Below are 21435 nucleotides of genomic sequence, written 5' to 3' on the forward strand. Positions count from 1 at the left end.
TTTTCATAAATTATGCTTTTTTTCCTGCTTCAATTTCTAAAGATTCTTCATGCCACCAAAGTGTTTCTTCCGGATCCTCTTTAGCGATTTGGCGTGCTTCTTTTTTCGATTCTACTGTAGGATATGAACCTTTTAGCGCACGTCCTGATGTTGTAACGAATAGTACACTAAATACGACTAATCCAATTATACTTACACCTGCTAAATAAAATGCTGGTGCGAGCGGATTACCGGTTGCATGAACTAAGTATGAACATACGAGCGGTGTTGTTCCACCGAATATAGATACAGAAATATTAAAGGAGATCGAGAGTGCTCGATAACGTACATCGGTGAAAAAGAGTGATGGTAATAACGAAGGTAGTGTTCCTTCATACACACTTAGGAAGAAACCTAATACGAAAATACCTGCAAATATAGCTGCAATATGTCCGTTACCTATTAGTAAAAATGCTGGAATTGCAAATACGCTTAAACCAAGTAAACCAATTTGCACGACGCGTTTATTACCAATTTTATCACTTAATTTACCGAAATAAAGTGCCAATGGAATCATAAGTGCCATCGTAATCGAAATAATTAATAAGCCAGTTGTTTCTTTGACTTTAAGTACTTGAGTTAAATAAGAAGGAATATACGAAAGAATCATATAATTCGTAATATTAAAGAAGGCGACAATTACTGTGCTTAATAAGAAGTCTTTTTTGTGATATTTAATAATATCCATAAATGAAAATTGTTCATTGTCTTCAGATTCCTCTTGTGCTTTTTCCATCTCTTCAAAGATGGGAGATTCATCTAAATGACGGCGTAAATATAAACCGACCAAGCCTATTGGTGCAGCTATTAAGAAAGGAATACGCCAGCCCCAGCTAAGCATTTGCTCATCTGTTAACAATAACGTTAAAATAGTAACAATTACCGAAGCAGCAATGTAACCTGAGAGTGTTCCAATTTCAAGACCACTACCGAGTATACCACGCTTTTTATCTGGAGAAGATTCTGCGATATAAACCATTGCTCCTGAATATTCGCCGCCTGTAGAGAAGCCTTGAATCATTCGGGCAACTAAAAGTAGTATTGGTGCCCATACACCAATTTGTTCATAAGTTGGTAGTAATGCGATGAATAATGTAGAAAGTGCCATTAAAATAATAGTAGTACTTAATACGATTTTTCGGCCATACTTATCTCCTATTCTACCAAAGAATACACCTCCGATTGGTCGAACGAGAAAGGCCGCTGCAAATGTACCAAATGTAAGTACAAGCTGCAAACCACTATTATTAACACCTGAGAAGAATAATTGACTTAAAATTACCGCTAAATACGCGTATAATCCGAAGTCAAACCACTCCATTGCATTCCCTATACCAGTAGCAACCACTGCTTTCCTGGCTTGTTTAGGATTGACAATATTAACGTCTTGAGGTTCAAAATTTAAATCATTATTTTGTTGCATATAATAAAACAGCTCCTTGTTTAATTTAACTTCTTTAAGCACACCTTCTCTTATTGAATAAAATTAATTCGAAGCACTTAAGGAAAATTAATGTCTCCTTATCTGTTATTATTGTTTCACATAATTAATTATTTGTCCAATGAGATGCTCTCTATGTTAAGTAATTTACTATTTTAAAAAGCTGAAGAAGGCGCTAAAATAGCGCCTTCTTCAGCTTTTTATATTTTTTTATATTTTTTTAAATACTTGCTGTAGCTGCTATGCTATGAACACAGGAAATAAACTCATAAGTGAATGCGTCAATTTCCTCTTTCGTAATAATATACGGCGGAAGTAATCGAATAATATTCCCTTGTGTTACATCGACTAACATTCCTTTATTCATTAGCTCAATCTGTAATTTCTTCACATTTTCATTCGTGTCATTCACACTTATCCCAAACATCATCCCCGCATGACGCACTTCCTGAATATAATAAGAATTTTCTTTTTGAATGTCTTGCAGTTTATCATTCAAATATAGTGACGTTTCATAAGCTTCTTGCATTAACCCATCATCAAGTAATGTATTTAATACCGTTAAACCTAAAGCTGTTCCCATTGATGAATGAGCAAATGTTGTGCCATGATCTCCTGGTGAAAATACATCGCATAGCTTTTCACCCACAATAATTCCCCCTAGCGGTATCCCTCCTCCTGCGCCTTTACCAATTTGAATAATATCCGGTGTAATATTAGAATTTTGATAAGCGAACAATTTCCCCGTTCTACCCATACCACTTTGTACTTCATCAACGATAAGCAGCACATTATACTTATCACAAAGATGTTGAACACCATATAAATATTCACTTGATAAAGGATATATCCCGCCACTTCCTAATACAGGCTCTAACATAATTGCAATAGGCTTTTCATTTAAAATTGTTTCTTCTAATTGCTCTATATTCTCACGCTCTACTTCGTATACAGGAATAGATGTTTTAGGGAAACTTTGATATACATTTTCTTGTCTCGTAAAATGAAGTGCCCCTAACGTTCGCCCGTGGAAACTACCTTTGAGCACAACGACACCTTCTCGCTCTTCATTCGTAATAGATCTATATTTATCAATTAATTTCAACGTTGTTTCTGTCGCTTCCGTACCAGAGTTTGTAAAAAATACTTTGCCGTTTTTTAAAGAGTACTCAACTAATTTCTTTGCATACTCAATCGCAACTGGGTTTAAAAAGTGAAATGGAAGATGCAACGATTTCGTAACTTGCTCCATTGTCGTTTGCACAATTTTAGGATGATTGTATCCTAATACATTTACTCCTACGCCAGAAAATAAATCTAAATACTCTTTACCATCTACATCATATAGATTACATCCTTCTCCTCTTTCCATTGCAACCTCTGTACGACAATATGTAGACATCATATATTCTTTATCTAATTGAAACCAATCCGACATGTTAAATTCCTCCTAGTTATTTTTCCTTTTTTAACGTTCATTCTCTATATAATCGTTTATAAATTAAGTTTTAAGATTGAAATTTTAATAGTGATTTTCTTCCACCTTTTTAGTAAAACGTATGCTTTCTCTTTCCGATATTCATTTTTCCATAATTTCTTCTATTTCAACAGGTCCACTACATATGTGTTTTTTTCATCTAGCGGTATGTTACTTTGCATGTCATACATAATTAGGACTATAGAATCATATTTAGTAACAATCGACGAAAAATTTGGAGGCTATATCGATGAATGAAAAATATGATAAACATAGGAAAGAATTATTAGAAGAAGACTTTAATAAACATCGAGAACTTACTGAACCAGCTAAACTTCACTCTCAAACAGTTGGTTCACGTGGACCCGTACTAGAGCAAGATAGTGTACTGCATGAAACGTTACAAGAATTTATACATGAAAAAATTGTAGAAAGACCTGTTCATGTAAAAGGTTTTGGGGCATTCGGTTATTTTCAAACGATCTATCCGATGTCTGAACATACAAAGCTAAGTTTTTTACAACATTCTAATGAGAAAGTTCCTGTTATGGTACGGTTTTCGTTAGCTGTTAGTACGAAAGGAACACCAGATACTTCTAGAAATGTACGCGGCTTTTCCACAAAATTTTATACAAAAGAAGGCGTTTTCGATCTTTTATGTAATCACATTCCTGTCTTTTCCGTTCGTGATCCGATACGTTTCCCTGAAACGATTAAAGCGTTGTTGCCTTCACCTAAAAATAACTTAATAGATCCGGATAGATTTTGGAATTTTGTCGCTAAAGCACCCGAATCCATTCATTTTGTTGTCCGTTTATACTCTAATGTCGGTACGGTAAAAAGTCTTCGTCACATCCCAGGACATAGTGTAAATACATACGTTTGGAGAAATGCTGAAGGCAATCGAAAGTACGTAAAGTATCATTGGTATCCTTTTGAAGGTGTACAATTCATTACTAGTAAGGAAGCTACTAAACTAGCTGCTGAAAATCCAGATTATAGTGGGAAAGATTTATATGATGCAATTGAGGCTGGTAAATCAGTGGAGTATGGTTTATATGTCCAGCTCATGGATCCAAAAGATGAAGTACATCTTTCTTATGATCCGCTAGATGATACAAAAGTATGGGATGAAAAGATGTACCCTCTTATACCAGTAGGTAAAATGGTATTAAATAAAAACCCTGAAAATTATATGGAACAAGTAGAAAAAGTCGCCTTCTCCCCTTCTAATTTACTAGATGGTGCAGAACTATCTGATGATAAAATGTTGCAAGGGCGTGCTAACATTTATAGCGATTCTCAAAGAAGAAGAATTGGACCCGAATTTCGAAAATTAGCGATTAACCAACAGCAAAATTGGACACCTGCTAATCAAATAACAAGCGGTGATGGAAGGTATGTTGAAGGTAAACTTGAAAGAGCTCCTATAACGAAACAGGATGACTTTACGCAGGCTGGTGAATTTTATACGCAGTTAAAGCCAATAGAAAAAGAATATCTTGCTGAAAATTTAGCTAATGATTTGAAAGGTATATCTGATGATATTAAAAAGTTGGTTATGGGGTATTTCGATAAGGTATCAACTAATTTGAAAGCAAGCATTGAGGCTAAAATGAAAGAGCATTAAGAAGATGAATTCATACATGGTTTACGGGCAGAAATTCAAATTTATATGCATTGTTTTCTTTTCAAAACCAAGTGAAGTTATGAAAATTAAAAAAATGTAAAATACATATACCCCCGTTCTCAAATTAAAACGGGGTATATGTAAAGTAGTTTAATATTTAACATTACATGCTTTACTTCGCTAAAAAATACAACTAGCAGTCTCTTAAACTAGCTATAGTAAACTATTTTACTTCCACTGTATAATTCCCTGTTCCCCCGCCATATTTATATACACTTAAATAATATTTTCCTGGCTTCGCATTATAATTTCCAAGCAATTTGTTTCCATCACGTTTTGTTGCGTAAGTTACGTAATTGTTTAGATCTGATTCAGAATATAATACCCAGTTTAGTCCAAGATTTTGTTCGTTCGTAACAGAAATCTGTAAATCTTTTTGATCCTTTACATCGATAACAAATTTATCTCCCTGATCTTGATCACTTAAGTTTCCTCTTAATAACGTATTTAAAAATAGTGGATTGGCTGTTTCAAATGAATTATTCGGCTCTTTTTCTACAGCCGTACCTTCTTCCGTATTTACTCCGCTAAACACAACATCATATTCAAATTGTCCAGCATGATTAACACGGTAATTTATAAAATAAGCAGTCAATGTTTTATATCCAGTCCACTCTTTTCCTGAAATACGTTTCAACATATCATTTGTTGCTTCATTCATTACTTTCCAATCCTCAATCTCTCCTTTTGCTGAACTTCCAGTATATGTCCCCTGTAGTGTAAATGTATTAAAGAATTGTGATTTATTCTTTGTTACTTTCACATCTTTTAATTTCGCTTCATTCGTAATATCTGAAGTAATGTCCGAAAGCGATTTTGGATCATGCTGCGCTAAGTACTCATCTGATACTTGTGGGATTGTATACTTATCGCGATTATCTATAAGCATTTGCATATAAGATTGATATTCTTCATTTAAGTTATTATCTTTGCTTAATGCAGAACGGTATGCGTCGTAACTTGAAACATCATTTGCACGAATTAAATCATGCACTTTATCGAACATTTCAGGACGTTTATTATACATATATGATTGCAATGCAAACGAATAGTTATAAAAATCCCACGTTCCATATTTCGCATTTAATGTTTGTGATGCTGTATAACGTTTTGCAGGATCATTAGATAACCCACCAATTATACTTTTTCGCGGTACTACACTATTTAATCGCGTTGAACCTGCAAAGAACTCTGCATTTCCTTCTTCAAACCATGTTAAACGTTCATTTTGATACATTTCCCCTTGGCCCCATAATCCCTGAACCTCGTACCTTCCTTGTAAGTAGTGTGTAAATTCATGGCGGAACAATTCTTCCAAACTATAAATACTTTGCTCTGGTGTACGTTCATATGTAAAGAAAGTTCCCGTTCCTTCAATATAAATTCCACCATTATTCGTTTCATATCCGTACAGTTGACGATTAAATTGATACTCATCTGGACTATTATAAATAACCATCGTTAGCACATCATCCGCATGTCCATTTTCAAGTGGTTTATCGCTACCAACTGTACGATAAAATTGAGAACGTACTTCTTTCGCTGCCCAGTATAGTCGCTTAATTTTCTCTTCACTAACCTTATCCCCGGCTTTAAAGACAATTGCTCCATCATCAAACGTATATGTTTTCGGTAAATATTTCTTTTTACCATCGTCTCGAATTTGATCTAAATTTATTGTTTTTCCGTTCGCATCTACTCCTCCGTAATTTGTAGTAATTTGTTCTGCCGCAACAAAGTATTGCTCTCCTAAATATGGATAAATTCGCATTGCGTCTGTAACAACTTGCTGTCCTTTTGTCGGCGTACTATGAAGCTTGCCCAATCGGCCAGCATAGTAAATTCCGTTATTAATTAACCATCCATTTTTATCTGTTACAGTACCAATTAGTGCGAAACGACTTACTTCATTAATAAAGTTATCGATATTTCGATACCACATCGTATCTTTCGGCTCTTTTCCAGTCGTGTACATATCCGTCTGAATATCAAAGTCAATTCCCTTCATCAACTCATATATTGCGTCTCCTTTTGTTCGGTCTTCAATGAAAGTTGCAAGATTATCGTTATATTGTTTAAAAATTTCACCTGCATATAAAACCGTTTCAACATCAGCCGATGCATTTCCAATTAATTTTCCATATGATGAAATAACTTTATTTTGTTCCGATGTACCAAGTTTGAAATTTGGATTTTTTGCAATTGTTTTTAAAGCCGGTAAACATTTATCATGGTAGCTACGCTCATTTAGTTTGCTTAATTCATCATGGTAAAAACCTAAATAAAATGCTGCACGTAGAGCTTCTACTAATGTTTCAATCCCTTTTGAATCATCTTTCGTATAAGCTTGTCCTTGTTCTGCTAGTTTATTAATAATCGCTTGCATTCGACTATCATCTTGATAGAATTTAAGACTATCACTATTAAACTGAAATAATTCTGGAATTTGATACCATTTAATTGTCACAAGAAGATCAGTTAATTGTTTGTTATTTAATTGATTTAACTCAGCCATCGAATACTTTTTTTCTTCAGCTAACGGTTTAATATTATCGGTTGGTGCTAGTGGACGCTGTGATAAATCCGCTAATTTTAACCGTTTTGTAAAAGATGCATTTTCTTGTACTTTTGAAGGATGCGCCAATTCATCAACAGATTTCTGTATTCCTACCGGCTCCATTTGTAATACTTTCTTCACATTTTTCTCTTTTGTCTCTGCTTGAATTTGCAAACCATTACATGTTATTGTCACTAGTCCAACACCAAGAATCCACTTAGAAATTTTCGAATATTTAACCATACCATTGCCCCCTAATAATTTAAAAGAAAATTCTGAATTTTAAAATCAAAAAAACACTTATTTGTATGTATTTACAGTTCCGCTATAAATACAACTATGATCAATAATGCAATAGTAGCTTGTTTTATACTATTACGAGTACAGATTCCTTACATACAATCTCCCTTCCTTACATGTAATACAAGCAAAAACTGTGCCAATCATATTTCTTATGAATAGCCAACATTCTTTTATAAATACTGTAGAATAAAATATACATAGGTGGTTCGACAATGTATAAATCATTTGACACAAAATCTAATTTTTATGAAGAACAAATTCATTGAATGTTATAAGTTCATTAGCAAGTACATAATTTTCAACTAACAACATCCCAAATTTTTAAATCTCTCAAAAAAAGGTAAACAAACATATTCCATAAAGCTAATATGTTTGTTTACCTTTTCCGATTTCAATTCAACAGCAAGATATCGTTGAATAAAAACAGCATTAATACGTATTTTGTTATTCATTTCTCTTTTTCAGATAATCCTTTTCACATTGTAACGGTTTGAATTTCACTTTTTTCCCTTTCTTCTTTTTCGTTTTTATAACGAGCCATTCTCCTTTTTCAACGTCTAGTTTTAGGCGTTTCATTACATTGATATTATCGTTTTCTTTATAAAGTAAAAATGCCTCTTGCGCCCTTACAAATAAGCTCGGCTGCTCGCTAAATCCACCACTATCATAAATTTTAGTTAGCGAATTATAATAAGAATCATTTTCCTTTCCACCATACATCAAATGGGCAGCCTCCAAATCTCTTTTACTTACTTCCCAAAAACTATGTTCATCAATATTTAAATTAAATGTGGATTTAATGTCCTGTATTATATTCTTCACATACTTTTCATCTCGAATTTTCCTTTCTTCAAGACAATCCGAAGATAACCTTGGTGCATCTGATTGGGAATGTACAACGTGTTGTATCGATACACACAGAATAAATATGCTTAAAATGTAAAATATTTTTTTCATATTTACATATCACCTCAAATGATTTAGATACTATATCATTTGAGGCTTACAATATTCTTATGCTAATAATAAGAAAGATCCTATAAAATAAAATTTTTATAGGATCTTTCCTTTTAATATTGCTTTATCAAATTCACGGGCGGGGCAACTACCTTACTACTTTTCACATCATATAATCCTATAGGTGTTACTCGTATAAAAGGTAAGTGCGTCGCAGAAAAAAATAAAATGGTAAATGCCGGATCGTTATAAACATAGCCTCGCTCTTGTAGTAATTTCACCATCTTTTTCTCTTCTTGTATTAATTCGCTCATTTTTAAATCGGACATAATCCCGAGTAAAGGTAATGCAATTTCGTGTAACACTTCATTGTTTTCTGCTATGACCATTCCACCACCGAGCTCTTTTACTCTACGAAAAGCTGTAAACATATCTTCTTTCCTTTTTCCGATAAGAATGATGTCGCCTGTACCAGAATAAGAACTTGCAAGACCTCCTAATTCATTTACAAAACCTTTCACAACTGTATTCACTCGCCAAGTACCATCGCGGGCAATCATCATTAGGAAACATTCATCATGTTCCATGGAAAGTTCATCACAGTCTAAGTCGATTTCGCTAACATATGGTTTTGTTATAACATTGTTTAACAAGTGTATACCCGTTTTATTAGAAAAAATCATATGTTCTTTTTCTATAGACCAGTCTAATGATAATGGGGTTACTTTAAATTCACTCCAGTTTATATGTAATGATTTATTTTTGTTTACTCCGTCACGCTTCACCCATTTTCCCTTTGCAATTACACTAATTGGCACCGGATTTTCTTTACTTTCCAAAATATTAATATTGGCGATTCTCCCTGTCGCAATGGAGCCATGTAAATGCTCCATATTATAATAACGAGCAATGTTATAGCTTGCCATATGGTAAGCATCTATTGCCGGAATTCCTTGCTCAATCGCTATTTCTATCAATCTATTCGTCATTCCGTTTTCATAAAATGACGGATGTGAACCATCTGTTGTAAAAATGAATCTATCAAATTGCTTAACACCTAATTCTAGTAATTCTTTCAATAAAACTTCTAAATCTGGACGGATCGAAGAATTTCTAAGGGAAACAGTATAACCTTGCATAAGGCGCGTGAAAGCTTCCTGTCCTGTCATCGCTTCATGATCGCAATCCGTACCTAACAACTTTAACTTTGCTAAAGTCGTTTCAGATGCCCCTGGAAAATGTCCTTCTACTTTTTTCTGTAACCGCTTCGTTTCCTGCACCCAATTTAACATTTCATCATCGCCATGTAATAGTTTCGGCCATGCTGTTAACTCGCCGCCTTGAAGAACTGCGTCATGCTTTAGCCACTCTATTATTTCTTCACTATTAAATAAAGATTCCCCTTTTTGCAGCTCAGTTTGCCCATCAAAACGACACCACCAATACATACTTGCCGGAACCTTTTTAAATTCATCTAATAAACGAAATGCTTCTTCACGTTGTAATGTGAAAAATAAAGTTAAATTATCATTAATAAAAGTTGTCGTCCCAAATTGCATCGCATGATTCGCTAACGTCTCTGGATTATACAATTGATATGGATGTGCATGCGGTTCGATGTAACTAGGCACTACATGCTTTCCATCGCAATCAATCACTTCACATTCACTTAGTTGCTCTGGCAATTTTTCTCCTACATATACAATGCGGTCATCATAGATCCAAATATTTGCTTTCATCCACTCACGCATATACGAATTTAAGTATGTTGCATTCCTTAATAAAATGTGTGGACTTCTTTTACCATCTAATACTTCAACATGTTCTCGTAATTGCTTGTTAGTCCATTTAAAATGATTTTGTTCCATTGTATTCAACTCCAAATCAACTCATAATTATTTTGATTAAAACGAGAAATATTTAACTAACTAAAGTATTTTCTATGCATAACTCCCCTATTGATGCCCCTATACCCTTCATTATATGGAACGATTTCAAAAATAACAATTTTCAGAATCATATACATACCTCTTTTATCTAAAATAAAAAGAATGTCATGTAACTGACATTCTTTTTATTTTTATCGTAAGCTATACGATTGATTTTCACTTTGAAATACACTTGATGCCCTATCATAAATGCTACTACTGTCCATAGTTGCGAATTTTAAAAAGCACCTCTTTTATATACAACTATAACAAAATCCCGTTCATTTTCTTTTCATCTATTTATTAAATTCAATTTTCATCATTTTATTAAACTGCGGAACAATATCAATCCCACCTATAGAGTTAATACTGATGGCCATTGTATGTTTGCCTCCAATTACTCCCCCGGCAAAAGTTGTAAATCCAGGAATTCCTCCTCCATGCCCCCAAACTGAAACACCGTTTGGGAGTTTAGTCTCATATATTCCAAGACCATATCCATCCCCAACCTCTTTTCCTTTTACAGGAACTGTAGTAAGCATTTCTTTTAGCTCGCGTTCCTTCAGTAACTTACCACCGAGTAAAGACGAAAAGAACGTATTTAAATCGTCCGCATTAGAAATCATATCTCCAGCTGCATTGGCTAAACTCGGATTATAATACGTAATGTCTTTCCACTCACTTGTTCCTTCCATTTTCACATAGCCACGAGCATGATTCTTTCCTGGGATGACGGGTGAATTTCCTGGTAAAAATGTATTTGACAGGTCCAAAGGTTCAATAATTCGCTTTTCGATTTCTTCCGCATAACTATTACCAGTTATTTTTTCAATAAGCATTCCCAATATGACGTATCCTGTGTTTGAATACAACCAGTCTTTACCTGGTGAAAAATCTGGAGGCAGAGAAAGGCCTATTTTCACTATTTCTTCTGCTGTATACGTTTTTTTCGCATTCATTATGTCAGCGTCTTTTGACTTTAAGTATTCTGCTATACCACTCGTATGATTCAAAAGTTGACGTATCGTAATTTGATTGCCATCATACCCATTTCCTTGAATGAGACCCGGTAGCCACTTCTCAATTGAATCATCAAGTTTTACGCGATTTTCTCCTACTAATTGAAGAACAGTCGTGGCAGTAAAAGTTTTCGTCACACTACCAATTCGAAATCGATAATCTGATTTCACCGGTTTCTTTGTACTTAAATCCGCCACACCAGCAGTATAACTACTAGTTTTTCCGTCGTTAGACGCCTTAGCTAATATTCCTACAGCGCCAAGCTGTACTGTTTCCTGCATTACTTGTTTCCATGTATTCCGATTCTTTTGATCATGTACTTGTGACGCATTAGAAATATTTTGGGCTGACTCTGCCTTCACAGTAAAACCTGGCGTGAATAGAGTAGTACCCGCTAATAAAACTGCAAAACTTGCTACCTTAATTGAATTACATTTTTTCATAAGGCTTTCTCTCCTCCATTAATATCGGATTGATTCAAGCTATACTTTCATCCTATATGCTATATGATAAACCTCTCTTTTTTCTTATCCATTCCTTACGAAATACTTACGTTTAAATTTAAATACGGTAAACTGAGGAAGAGTTATGCATGCAAATAAAAAGAGAACATGTTTTCATTTTTTATGTAAACATGTTCTCATAAACATTTAAAATTCTATATCAACTTGTCATCCTATTCTTTACACAACTAATCTAAATTCCTTTTTACCAGCCCGCACTAGCATTCATACCATTTCCAATAATAGAAAGTAATAGCGGCCATAATACTGGTCCCAATGTAAGAAATACATTTAGAAGTATGAGCATTTTATATCCAACGGTGAAATTGTGATTTTTACGATTAACAAATACTAAACTGATTAATGATATTATAGTCGTTAAAAATAATACTAACATTAGCAACCAATACCACACCATTAAACTGAGACTCCATGGTGTTAATAGCTCATGTATGATACAAAATGAGATTCCTAATACAGCAAAACTAAAACTAGTCACCGATGTTTTTATAAGCCATTTATTTATTTTTTTATCGTATGTATTTTTACAATATAAATCTATTAAAGTATATAAAGATAAATATGCCATTAATACACCTACCCAAGACAATAACCAGTCCCCGCCACCTCTAAATAACAAGAACATCAACCAACACATACCTACTGCAGAAAAAATAAAGGAAATAAGTATGCTTTTTAATACCAGTTTCATTATATTTTCACATCCTTAAAAAACCAAAAATTAATTATAATTTATAAAAATTAAGTATAGGTTAACATGTAATGAAGTATAAGTAAATAATTCATGTTAATCAAATTTCCATATAAAAAAGAAAAGGTGGAGATTTATGTATCCACCTTCCCATCTCCCTCTACCCACTTCATTATTTCTTCCACATCTAAATCCGTATACATCTTTTCACCATAACGAACAGACTCATATAACGAGATAATATCCCTTGTTCTACAAATTCTTTTTAACCATTGTTGCATCGTTTCATAGGACCTTCTCTGTTCATGAAATGGTAATGTTCTTTCCCATTCAACTAACGTTTTTCTTATCTTATCTGTCGGTAACGGCTGTTCTAACTGATGAATGACTTTTTCATTCTTTATGCTTCTTACCGCAGTTTGCTTTGTGATCGATTCTTTCTCCTGTACTATTTCTGTTTTCGTCAATTTTTTCCTAATATACTTGTAGATGGCATATATAATTGATATTGCGATTATCACATAAAAAACTATAGTAATCCATACATTTGAAAGAACAGAAAGCACGTCACTCCATAGACTTTCTCTTTCGAAAGGTTGAAATTTTCTACCCGTTTTCGTTCTTATACCTGTATCTTCTACTTCTTCATATTCATCTATTTCGGAATCATCAAAATTTTCACCTATACTAGTAAAGTCATAATTTCTTTCCGATATTGTCTTAGTCTTACTGAAAAAAAGCTCTTTTACTATGTCTTGTACATACACAACACCTTGTGATAACGTTATCGCACTAATTGCAAAGAAAAGTATGATTAAGGTTCTTACACTCCATAACTTCACTTTCATATGCCGCTTTTTATTTACCATGACATAAGCCCCTTCTTATTCTTTCATTACAATCCATTTATTCGTTCTACTGTATTTCTTTGGTGAAGTACCAATAATTAAAGGAACCGCATCCAGTTCCTTTCGACGAAAACCAGCTGTGTAAAAATAAGAAGAAGATATAGGCGTATCTTGGTCTGATATCGAGGCAAGTACCCTTAATACATTTTGCAAATGTTTCCGATTATCCCCATTTTTTATATGTAGCAAACCGTTATCTTTTACACTATTGATCCATACTTCAAATGAACAGTTTTGCATGAGCAATTGTTTACATATACCCGCCGTTAATTCGATTAGTTCCTCTGTATCATTTCGCAAAGAAACACCACCTTTATTTTGCAAGTTGAGATAAATCGCGTATTTATCACATTGTGTTCGCTCATACTTTTTCGCAGTTATTGTCCCTGTTTTCGCCGTTGCACTCCAGTGGATGGAACGAAAATCTTCGTTTTCATAAGACTTTACTCCCATTACTTTCGTTTCATCATATAGCGGTGATGACATCGCTTTTCGAAATCCTCGTGACCATTCTTGTAATTCCGGAACTTGTATTTTCGGAACAGCTGGTAAGACTAAATAAGAGGGCGTATCAACTTGTTTATATGTTATATGGTTCGTTATAAATCCAAAGAGATCGGTAATAACAATTTCAACTTCTTCCCATTTCGCGATGCCTCTTTTTAACGCTACAGCTTGCAAATCAAATGAAACTGACTCCTTTCCTTTTAAATTAAAATTCATATAATAATTTGAACCTGTACTATGATTTTTGTTTATTTCATCATGATTCCAAGTTAGCTTATTTTCACATTTAAATCGAAATACGATATTAAGAATAGGAAATATCGACTTGTTTGAAATTTTCATTTTGCACATATTCGTTTCACCTATAAAAACGTTCGAATTCCCTTGACTGTATTCCCATTCAACACGAGATACTTTACGTATATATACATGCATAGCACCTATTAAAATTACATATAAAAATACGAGAGATAAAAACAGTAGATTACTTGAAAATACACTTAAAATAACGGCTACAACTGACATAACCCCCATTACGAAAGGCTCCGCTAAAGGTGTATACACAAGCTGTTGATTCATCGTACATTCTCCACTGGCACACTAATCGTATGAAGAATTTCTTTCATAATTTGTTCTTTCGTCGTTTTCATCTCTCCCTCAATCGTTAACGTTAAACGATGAGCACAAACTGATGCAGCGAGCGTCTTAATATCATCTGGCGTACAGTAATCTCTTTCATTTAATATTGCCCGTGCTTGAATTGCTCTCATAAATGCCAACGTTCCCCGAGGGCTTACACCAATTTCAATTAACTCATGGTTACGAGTTGCTTCAATAATTTCAAGGAGATAATCTTGCACATCATTCCCTACTAACACTTCTCTTGCACGCTTTTGCATCGTAATAATTTCTTCACTTGAAATAATAGAATGTAACGTTTCTAATGGATCATTCATTTGAAACCGATTCATCATTTCCTTTTCAGCTTCTCTCGTAGGATAACCTTGGCGGATTGTGAGTAAAAACCGGTCTAACTGAGCATCTGGTAACGGAAATGTGCCCGCTGATTCGAGTGGATTTTGCGTTGCAATAACTAAAAAAGGTTCTGGTAATGAATGTGTCTGTTTCGCAATTGTAACAGTACGCTCTTCCATAACCTCAAGTAACGAAGATTGTGTTCTCGGTACGGCTCGATTAATTTCATCCACTAATACGATATTTGCAAAAATGGGTCCTAACCTCGTTTTAAAATCCGATTCCTTCACATCAAAATATTCAAGGCCAATAACATCTCCAGGCAAAGTATCCGCTGTAAATTGTATTCTTTGAAATTTAACGTTCACACTTTTAGCCAAACTTTTCGCTAACGTTGTTTTTCCTGTCCCAGGTACATCTTCTAATAAAATGTGTCCTCTTGCTATTAGAGCAATGGCTGCTAGTTCTATCGATTCGTCTTTTCCTATAATAACTTTGGAAATATTGTTAGTAATTTTCTTTAATGTACTCATATAGTAATCTACCACCTTTTAATTATCTAAAAATTAAGAATATATTTTTCCAAATTATAACATGCATTTCAAAGATGAAATAGAGTGAAAATGAATCTTTTATTTTTTCTTCATTGCACGCAAAAAAGCACCTATTGTCGTATATTGACAATGAGGTGCTTAACTCACGTAATTTTCATATTGGGTATTTAACACGTTATATACATTCACTATTTTTCTATTTCACTCCAAATATCAATATCACTTTCATTTAAAATCGATTTAATTTCGTCTTTCTCAAAAACTACTAAATAATTATACGGTAAAGCTAGTACTTGAATAATTGCAGGTTTCATTTTTAATAATTCGTAGGCGTATATGGTCTCTAATTCTCCTGATACTTCTTCATTAATAGGACCTATATACCAACCCGAATCACCTTTATCACAACCACTAGATCTTTGTAAATAAAGCCCTTCTTGTTGCAACACATTTTTCGCTATCACAATCTTATCGTTAAATTTTATTAATTGTCCCTCTATATTTAATCGGCGTAAGCAATGTGATTGCTCAAGTTGTACCCATAATGCAATCGTTAAATCTTCCGTCGAATCTTTAAAAGGGTTTTTAGTATAATCCCGGGTAATAATTTGATAATACTCTTCATACTTATATAAACTAAAAAAAGACCATCCAATTTGTATTGAAAATCCATCTATTAATTTATCTTCTACTTTAGATAATAAATTAAAAAGTGTTTCTACATAAAAGCTTAAAGGTTCTTCTACTTTAGCTTTTATATTTTTATTACCTATATTTTTGATTATTGTTTTCAAATAAATGTTCTCCACTCCTATTAAATTTGCTCACTCAATCTCTATTCCTCCACACGCCTTAAATAGACCTAGCAGTATGACTTTCATTATTGACGCCAATAAAATCCCTAATATTAAAACTCTTCTTCCTATACTTCTTTTGCATCTATTAACCTTTGTAATAATACAAATTTTTAGCGCAGAACAAATTTATATATTTTTAAAATACACCAATACCCCCTCTTTATCTAGGCCTAACGATTTGACCAGCAGTTCCTTGTGTCATCTCAATTTTATCAAATAAAAAACATCGTTTTACAACAATTAAAGCTTCAATTATTTTTAACTTATTAATTCATTAAATTCCGTATAATTTAATTTTCGACGTTACTCATAATGCGTAATATTTCGATTTGTTCGTTATAGAACTTCCTCTACATCGACACTCTCAATCTTCACTTCATACATATTTGGGATGCTTGCTTCTTTTGGTACCCATGCATAATAATTTTGATCATTTTCTAACATAAATTGAATTAACTTTGTTTCTGATCCGTTCCAGAAATTTTTAAGATTATCAATGTAGTCTTCTAAATCTTCTTTATAGTCCAATTGTAATATATAATCTCTTACCGTCAGGGCAAACACAATTAAACTTCCTAATAGATTTTTTTGCTCATTTTCTTCTTTATACTCTTTTGGTAAGAACCACACTTGACCTATTCCTATCGTTTTTTTGTATTTTTCATAAAAACTACTATCATCCATATTCTCATAATCATGTATTAATTCATTGACCAATGAATGCCATTTTGGCGGAATAATATTTTCCAATGCAGGATTATGTTCAATTCCTTCTACTATCTCCTCGATTTCTTCTGTCTCATCTTCATAGTGATATTCACTTAGGTCTATATGCTTAAATTTCATTTCATTTTTATAATGTGCCAAATCATATGGATAATGGTTATTATCTTTTAAACTTGTATCATCAAGTTCTAAAATTTTCGTAAGCGCTGCCGTTTCAAAGCTCCAATACCCCACATATCCAGGTTCTTTATGTGCATTTTTCCATTCATAATCATAATGGCCTTTAAACCATTCTTTCTCCATATACGTTTGTAATCTTTTAGACGCTTCTTTTTTATCTGTTTGTGCAAGTTCTATAATCTCTCTCGTTTTTGCATATGGATTTTCTTTATAATATCTGTTCGTCATTTTTGTGTATCCGATATCACTAGCGCATAAGAGGAAATCAATTACTGCGTCGTTCATATTTTTTGTATCAACTATCTTTTTTAATCTTTCTATATTCTTTTTATTCGTTTCTAACAATATTCCTAAAGAGATTACCCAAAGCATATATATATAACCCACTTTGCTAGTCCCTGTATGCTCTAAATCATCTATCGCATTATAAAAATATACTTCCATTTTACTAATGTCTTCACCTAAAGAATACATTGCCCTAATATCGTTCATCTCATGTATAAAATTCGACAAATAATTTTCTAATATAATACTTTTGTTATCATTAGGATATCTTTGAATACCATTTTTTTCATCTTCTTCTAAACTTTTAATCTCTTCTCTATTTTCTTCAATAAACTCTTTATGATATTCTATTCCCCTTTTACATTTTTCTTCTATACATAAATGATCTCTCATTCTTTTTAATTCCTCCTAGCTTCTAAATTACGGCCATTCTCCAACAATGTTACCCTTAGAATCTATCTTAAATGTTTTAACCTTTCCACTACTATCAACTTTTGATAATACTCTTTTAACTTTACCTCTTTGCAAGGCTTTCGTAATCTGTTCAGCTAATACTTTATCTCCCTCAACAGCTTTTAATATTCTACTTTTTCCAGTTTCAGAACCTTTCAACCAATCATTTGACATTTGCCGTCCATCTTTAGTTTTTCCTAATTGTGAACTACCAAACTTAGCTTCATCAATAACATATTTAATATTTGAATTTGGATTTGCATTTTCGTATAATCCATCAATTCCTTTTACTATTTTATCATTTATGCCTGATGATGCACTTTTTCCAACTGGCTTTAAATCAAATCCAGCTTCTTTTAAACTTTGATTATTCAATAAATTGCCACTAGATTTTATTTCACCATAATTCCCTTTTTGCTTATTTGTAGCTGTTTTTGCATCAAAATTATCTACAGTTGTGTTTTTGTTACTGCTAGGTTTACCGTTAGCCGTATCCTAAGTATCATCCTTAGCCCCTTTAACTCAACCAATTTCTTCCTAAAGCTTTGAAATCTTACTTTGAGTATAGGCTTTCGTGTCTTTATGACTTAGGGTGATTGCCTCTTCAAATATTAACTACTATAATTACAAGTAAATTAAAACAAACTTAAAAGGAATGAATTCTTTACTATACAGAATTCATTCCTCACTAGTTGCTTAAAATATTTATCTAACTCTTTAGTTTCAATTCACATTCAATATCCCCTAAACATACATTAAATTTAAATTTCCCTCCATATTTTTAAATTCCTAAAAATGATGGAAAGCTAGCATACCCTGCAAGCTTATGCTGAATACCACTCTTCCGTAGAAAAATTATCAGCATTTGAATTTCCTTCTAACTCCCATTCGCTAATAAAATTAATTATTTCTCCTAAAATTAGATTTATATCATGATTTTTTATAATCAAACCTCTATGATTATTCCAAGTCAAATCAATTTCGATATTTATATTCAACTCATCCTCACATTTACTTAAAAAGTCATTCATTACTAAGGTAAAACATAAATTTACAAAATTATCAGAAACCCAAATTACGGATGAATCATCATTAACCTTCTCTATTCTAAATCTTAAATTATTGTATGCAATCCACTTTATATTACCTTGTATTTTTTCTTCTTTCATAATTATTTTCCTCCCATACTATGAAATAATCCTGTCAAGACATCCATTGCTGGATTTGTTTTTAAACTGCCATATATCACATCTTCCCATGAACCATACTTTTTATAAAGTTGTTCAGGTGTAGGTCCTTCTGCCCTGCCATATTCAAGAATATTTCTTTCTTTCATTGCATTCAATCCATCTAAATTATTAGATTTTATATACGTTTCCATTCTTCCTTGATTTCGCTCTTCAACTTTCAATCTAGCAATTTCCTCCATAGATAGCCCATCATTTTGAAGATTTTTAATATCTTGTTCTAGTTGTATTCTTTTTTGTTGTATTTTTTCATGATACTTTATTCTTTCGCTTCTTGCATAAGCTACTTCATCACCATTTGTCCAGTCTACCCCAAACTTATTTAAGGCAGATTCCTTCTTAGGTGAATATCCATATACAGCTTCAGTATTTCCCTCAATCTCCTTTGCTATCTTAGGATTATCTAATGGATTTCGAAGTTTAGAATTTATTTCTCTTCTGGTACCACCAGCCTCGACTATATCATCAAGATAATTGCTTACAGTTTTACCCGTACCCTTACCACCATCTTTAGACTTCGCAAACTTATAATAAGCTTCTATTAATTCGCCTTGAGGTATTTTGGTTACAATAGTTCCACCAACACTAGAGAATGCATAGGAAGCATTTCTCTTAAATGATTGTAACATTTCAAGCGTAGGCTTCAATTCTTTTGCTAGTTTTACTGCATTAGCAAATGTACTTACTCCACTTGATGCTTTTGCTCCTTTTGTGATATAGCCTACTTTATTTAGTGCCCTATCGCCTAATATTGTGGTAGCTATTTGTGTTAATCCATAGGTAGTCGATTCTGTACGACTCTCTGCATCTCCCTCTATCATATCTCGTTTTATTTTATTTGAAAATGCATGCCACATATTTTTTGCAGTTTCATCCAAATGGAGAAGTGCATAGGTTACATTAATAAAAGTTCCTATGTCCATATTACTTAAAGCTATTGCGGACTCGATCTCATCACCAATAGCTTTCCCCGATCCTCTTTGAATAGCTTCCCACATCTTTTTCGCTGTTTCAAACGTGCCAACTATACTGTCTGCCGCATCGTCCCAAGCATTTCTAACCGGAGATTTCTCCTCAATTATGTTATTTGTTTCTATATCTTTAATTGACTGATCATTTTTTCGGGCTGTTTCTTCTATAATCCCCTGAATAGAACTCACCCAATCCATATTCAACCCTTGTGTACTAAACGTCCCACTCACAGGACTAAATCCTTTCCCGCTTTGCACTTCAGCGAGTCCGGCTGTGATGCTAGCTGCTAATTGGAGAGCGGTGCTGTAGTTGTTGCTGGATGAATGATTGAATTCATATAAATGCTCTATTTTTTCTTCCAGTTTTTTTCTCATTGCACCTAATACCGTTACAATTGCACCTACTCCAAGCATTGGTGTAAGTACTTCTATTGCTTCTATACTTGTAATCGATTGATTAATTCCCCGTATTTGTTCTCTTATTTCTTGTTCAATCACATCTGTCGAAGCAACTTTCGCTTGGAACTCGTTTGGAAATGCTTCGTTTTGGCGAATTAATTCTTCACATAAGCATATAATTCCTTGCGCTAATGGCCGAAATGTTTGGACAAGGTAGGATTTTGCACTACTGTATGTTTGTCCTTGTAGTACTGTATCTACCGCAAATGCATCAATAGATTGAATGGCTTGTTCCATACTTTCAATCGTAGCATTACATATAGCGTTCATACTTTGAGTTTGACTTTGTACTTCTCCCAAATACATGTTTAAACTCATGTATTTGCCTCCCTTTGTAGTTGCTGCTGTTCATAGGAAAGGTCGTTTTCTTTCTCACTGAGATGCCGTTTTTCTTTAAGCAACGTCTCTTTTTCATTTTCTAATTCGAATGTAAGTTTTCTTTCATACTGTCCGATTTCTTGCCGCATATTCGTAAAAAGATGAAACACTTCTTTGTCGCCGTGCCAAGTTTCTAGTATTCGGTTAAATAAACGATTGCTTCTATTTTTCCATTCATGAAAACTAGCCTCAGCTCGTTCTTGATTTTGCAGCGCAATTCGGTTTTCATTTTGTTCTTCAAATATAATTCGTAATTTTTGATTACATTGACTGATTCTCTTTTCAATTTCTTGACTCATCTTTTCTCC

Annotated in this window: 16 protein-coding genes and 1 pseudogene; 1 reads left to right on the forward strand and 16 read right to left on the reverse strand. The window is 33.4% G+C overall.

The window, feature by feature from the left end; genetic code table 11:
• Window positions 1–10: 10 nt before the first annotated feature.
• Window positions 11–1462, reverse strand: coding sequence for an MFS transporter (locus tag JDS95_RS14415; RefSeq protein WP_001186948.1), 1452 nt, complete (start codon window positions 1460–1462; stop codon window positions 11–13).
• 238 nt (window positions 1463–1700) lie between these two features.
• Window positions 1701–2918: an aspartate aminotransferase family protein gene (locus JDS95_RS14420; protein ID WP_085450323.1), complete on the reverse strand. Its 1218-nt coding sequence runs from the start codon at window positions 2916–2918 to the stop codon at window positions 1701–1703.
• A 289-nt stretch (window positions 2919–3207) separates the two neighbouring features.
• Here JDS95_RS14420 and JDS95_RS14425 point away from each other — a divergent pair, with 289 nt between their 5' ends.
• Window positions 3208–4587: a catalase gene (locus tag JDS95_RS14425; protein WP_085450324.1), complete on the forward strand. Its 1380-nt coding sequence runs from the start codon at window positions 3208–3210 to the stop codon at window positions 4585–4587.
• 223 nt (window positions 4588–4810) lie between these two features.
• Here the strand turns inward: JDS95_RS14425 and colA are convergent, their stop codons facing one another.
• From colA to JDS95_RS14495, 14 genes and pseudogenes are all read right to left on the reverse strand, one after another.
• A complete protein-coding gene (gene colA / locus JDS95_RS14430; protein ID WP_085450325.1) occupies window positions 4811–7447 on the reverse strand; it encodes a collagenase ColA in 2637 nt (878 codons plus the stop codon).
• A 504-nt stretch (window positions 7448–7951) separates the two neighbouring features.
• Window positions 7952–8464 (reverse strand): hypothetical protein, encoded by a 513-nt coding sequence (locus JDS95_RS14435; protein WP_000719363.1) that lies wholly within the window; start codon window positions 8462–8464, stop codon window positions 7952–7954.
• Window positions 8465–8577: 113 nt separating this feature from the next.
• The gene (locus JDS95_RS14440; protein WP_000437104.1) at window positions 8578–10332 is read right to left on the reverse strand and encodes an adenine deaminase C-terminal domain-containing protein; all 1755 of its coding nucleotides are present in this window, start codon (window positions 10330–10332) and stop codon (window positions 8578–8580) included.
• Between the two features lie 356 nt (window positions 10333–10688).
• Complete coding sequence (locus JDS95_RS14445; protein ID WP_000710643.1) at window positions 10689–11855, reverse strand: serine hydrolase domain-containing protein; 1167 nt, start codon at window positions 11853–11855, stop codon at window positions 10689–10691.
• A 265-nt stretch (window positions 11856–12120) separates the two neighbouring features.
• A complete protein-coding gene (locus tag JDS95_RS14450) occupies window positions 12121–12627 on the reverse strand; it encodes a DUF3902 family protein (RefSeq protein ID WP_000780147.1) in 507 nt (168 codons plus the stop codon).
• A gap of 134 nt (window positions 12628–12761) precedes the next feature.
• Window positions 12762–13496: a hypothetical protein gene (locus JDS95_RS14455; protein ID WP_085450326.1), complete on the reverse strand. Its 735-nt coding sequence runs from the start codon at window positions 13494–13496 to the stop codon at window positions 12762–12764.
• Between the two features lie 15 nt (window positions 13497–13511).
• Complete coding sequence (locus tag JDS95_RS14460) at window positions 13512–14621, reverse strand: DUF58 domain-containing protein (RefSeq protein ID WP_085450327.1); 1110 nt, start codon at window positions 14619–14621, stop codon at window positions 13512–13514.
• Window positions 14618–15550 carry an AAA family ATPase gene (locus JDS95_RS14465; protein WP_000105672.1) on the reverse strand — a complete coding sequence of 311 codons (933 nt, stop codon included), beginning with the start codon at window positions 15548–15550 and terminating at the stop codon, window positions 14618–14620. Before JDS95_RS14465 ends, JDS95_RS14460 begins: the two co-directional genes overlap by 4 nt.
• A gap of 209 nt (window positions 15551–15759) precedes the next feature.
• Window positions 15760–16365 carry an immunity protein Imm33 domain-containing protein gene (locus JDS95_RS14470; RefSeq protein ID WP_000848825.1) on the reverse strand — a complete coding sequence of 202 codons (606 nt, stop codon included), beginning with the start codon at window positions 16363–16365 and terminating at the stop codon, window positions 15760–15762.
• Window positions 16366–16764: 399 nt separating this feature from the next.
• Window positions 16765–18012, reverse strand: a complete 1248-nt coding sequence (locus JDS95_RS14475; RefSeq protein WP_199690574.1) for a PoNi-like cognate immunity protein — start codon at window positions 18010–18012, stop codon at window positions 16765–16767.
• Window positions 18013–18039: 27 nt separating this feature from the next.
• Window positions 18040–18567, reverse strand: a pseudogene (locus JDS95_RS14480) (hypothetical protein); the annotation flags it as partial.
• Between the two features lie 329 nt (window positions 18568–18896).
• A complete protein-coding gene (locus tag JDS95_RS14485) occupies window positions 18897–19241 on the reverse strand; it encodes a hypothetical protein (protein WP_000656836.1) in 345 nt (114 codons plus the stop codon).
• Window positions 19242–19243: 2 nt separating this feature from the next.
• Window positions 19244–21067, reverse strand: a complete 1824-nt coding sequence (locus JDS95_RS14490; RefSeq protein ID WP_085450328.1) for a T7SS effector LXG polymorphic toxin — start codon at window positions 21065–21067, stop codon at window positions 19244–19246.
• Complete coding sequence (locus JDS95_RS14495; protein ID WP_000076580.1) at window positions 21064–21426, reverse strand: DUF3958 family protein; 363 nt, start codon at window positions 21424–21426, stop codon at window positions 21064–21066. The genes JDS95_RS14490 and JDS95_RS14495 overlap by 4 nt, the downstream gene beginning before the upstream one ends.
• Between the last annotated feature and the right edge of the window lie 9 nt (window positions 21427–21435).

This window comes from Bacillus cereus group sp. N24, from assembly GCF_016483345.1.
Lineage (GTDB): Bacteria > Bacillota > Bacilli > Bacillales > Bacillaceae_G > Bacillus_A > Bacillus_A toyonensis.

Bases quoted from the DNA above. Each gene is read 5' to 3' on its own strand.
- JDS95_RS14490 (WP_085450328.1), bottom strand. From the start codon at position 21,067: ATGAGTTTAAACATGTATTTGGGAGAAGTACAAAGTCAAACTCAAAGT.
- JDS95_RS14445 (WP_000710643.1), bottom strand. From the start codon at position 11,855: ATGAAAAAATGTAATTCAATTAAGGTAGCAAGTTTTGCAGTTTTATTA.
- JDS95_RS14425 (WP_085450324.1), top strand. From the start codon at position 3,208: ATGAATGAAAAATATGATAAACATAGGAAAGAATTATTAGAAGAAGAC.
- JDS95_RS14440 (WP_000437104.1), bottom strand. From the start codon at position 10,332: ATGGAACAAAATCATTTTAAATGGACTAACAAGCAATTACGAGAACAT.
- JDS95_RS14455 (WP_085450326.1), bottom strand. From the start codon at position 13,496: ATGGTAAATAAAAAGCGGCATATGAAAGTGAAGTTATGGAGTGTAAGA.
- JDS95_RS14475 (WP_199690574.1), bottom strand. From the start codon at position 18,012: ATGAGAGATCATTTATGTATAGAAGAAAAATGTAAAAGGGGAATAGAA.
- colA (WP_085450325.1), bottom strand. From the start codon at position 7,447: ATGGTTAAATATTCGAAAATTTCTAAGTGGATTCTTGGTGTTGGACTA.
- JDS95_RS14420 (WP_085450323.1), bottom strand. From the start codon at position 2,918: ATGTCGGATTGGTTTCAATTAGATAAAGAATATATGATGTCTACATAT.
- JDS95_RS14495 (WP_000076580.1), bottom strand. From the start codon at position 21,426: ATGAGTCAAGAAATTGAAAAGAGAATCAGTCAATGTAATCAAAAATTA.
- JDS95_RS14460 (WP_085450327.1), bottom strand. From the start codon at position 14,621: ATGAATCAACAGCTTGTGTATACACCTTTAGCGGAGCCTTTCGTAATG.
- JDS95_RS14415 (WP_001186948.1), bottom strand. From the start codon at position 1,462: ATGCAACAAAATAATGATTTAAATTTTGAACCTCAAGACGTTAATATT.
- JDS95_RS14435 (WP_000719363.1), bottom strand. From the start codon at position 8,464: ATGAAAAAAATATTTTACATTTTAAGCATATTTATTCTGTGTGTATCG.
- JDS95_RS14485 (WP_000656836.1), bottom strand. From the start codon at position 19,241: ATGAAAGAAGAAAAAATACAAGGTAATATAAAGTGGATTGCATACAAT.
- JDS95_RS14465 (WP_000105672.1), bottom strand. From the start codon at position 15,550: ATGAGTACATTAAAGAAAATTACTAACAATATTTCCAAAGTTATTATA.
- JDS95_RS14450 (WP_000780147.1), bottom strand. From the start codon at position 12,627: ATGAAACTGGTATTAAAAAGCATACTTATTTCCTTTATTTTTTCTGCA.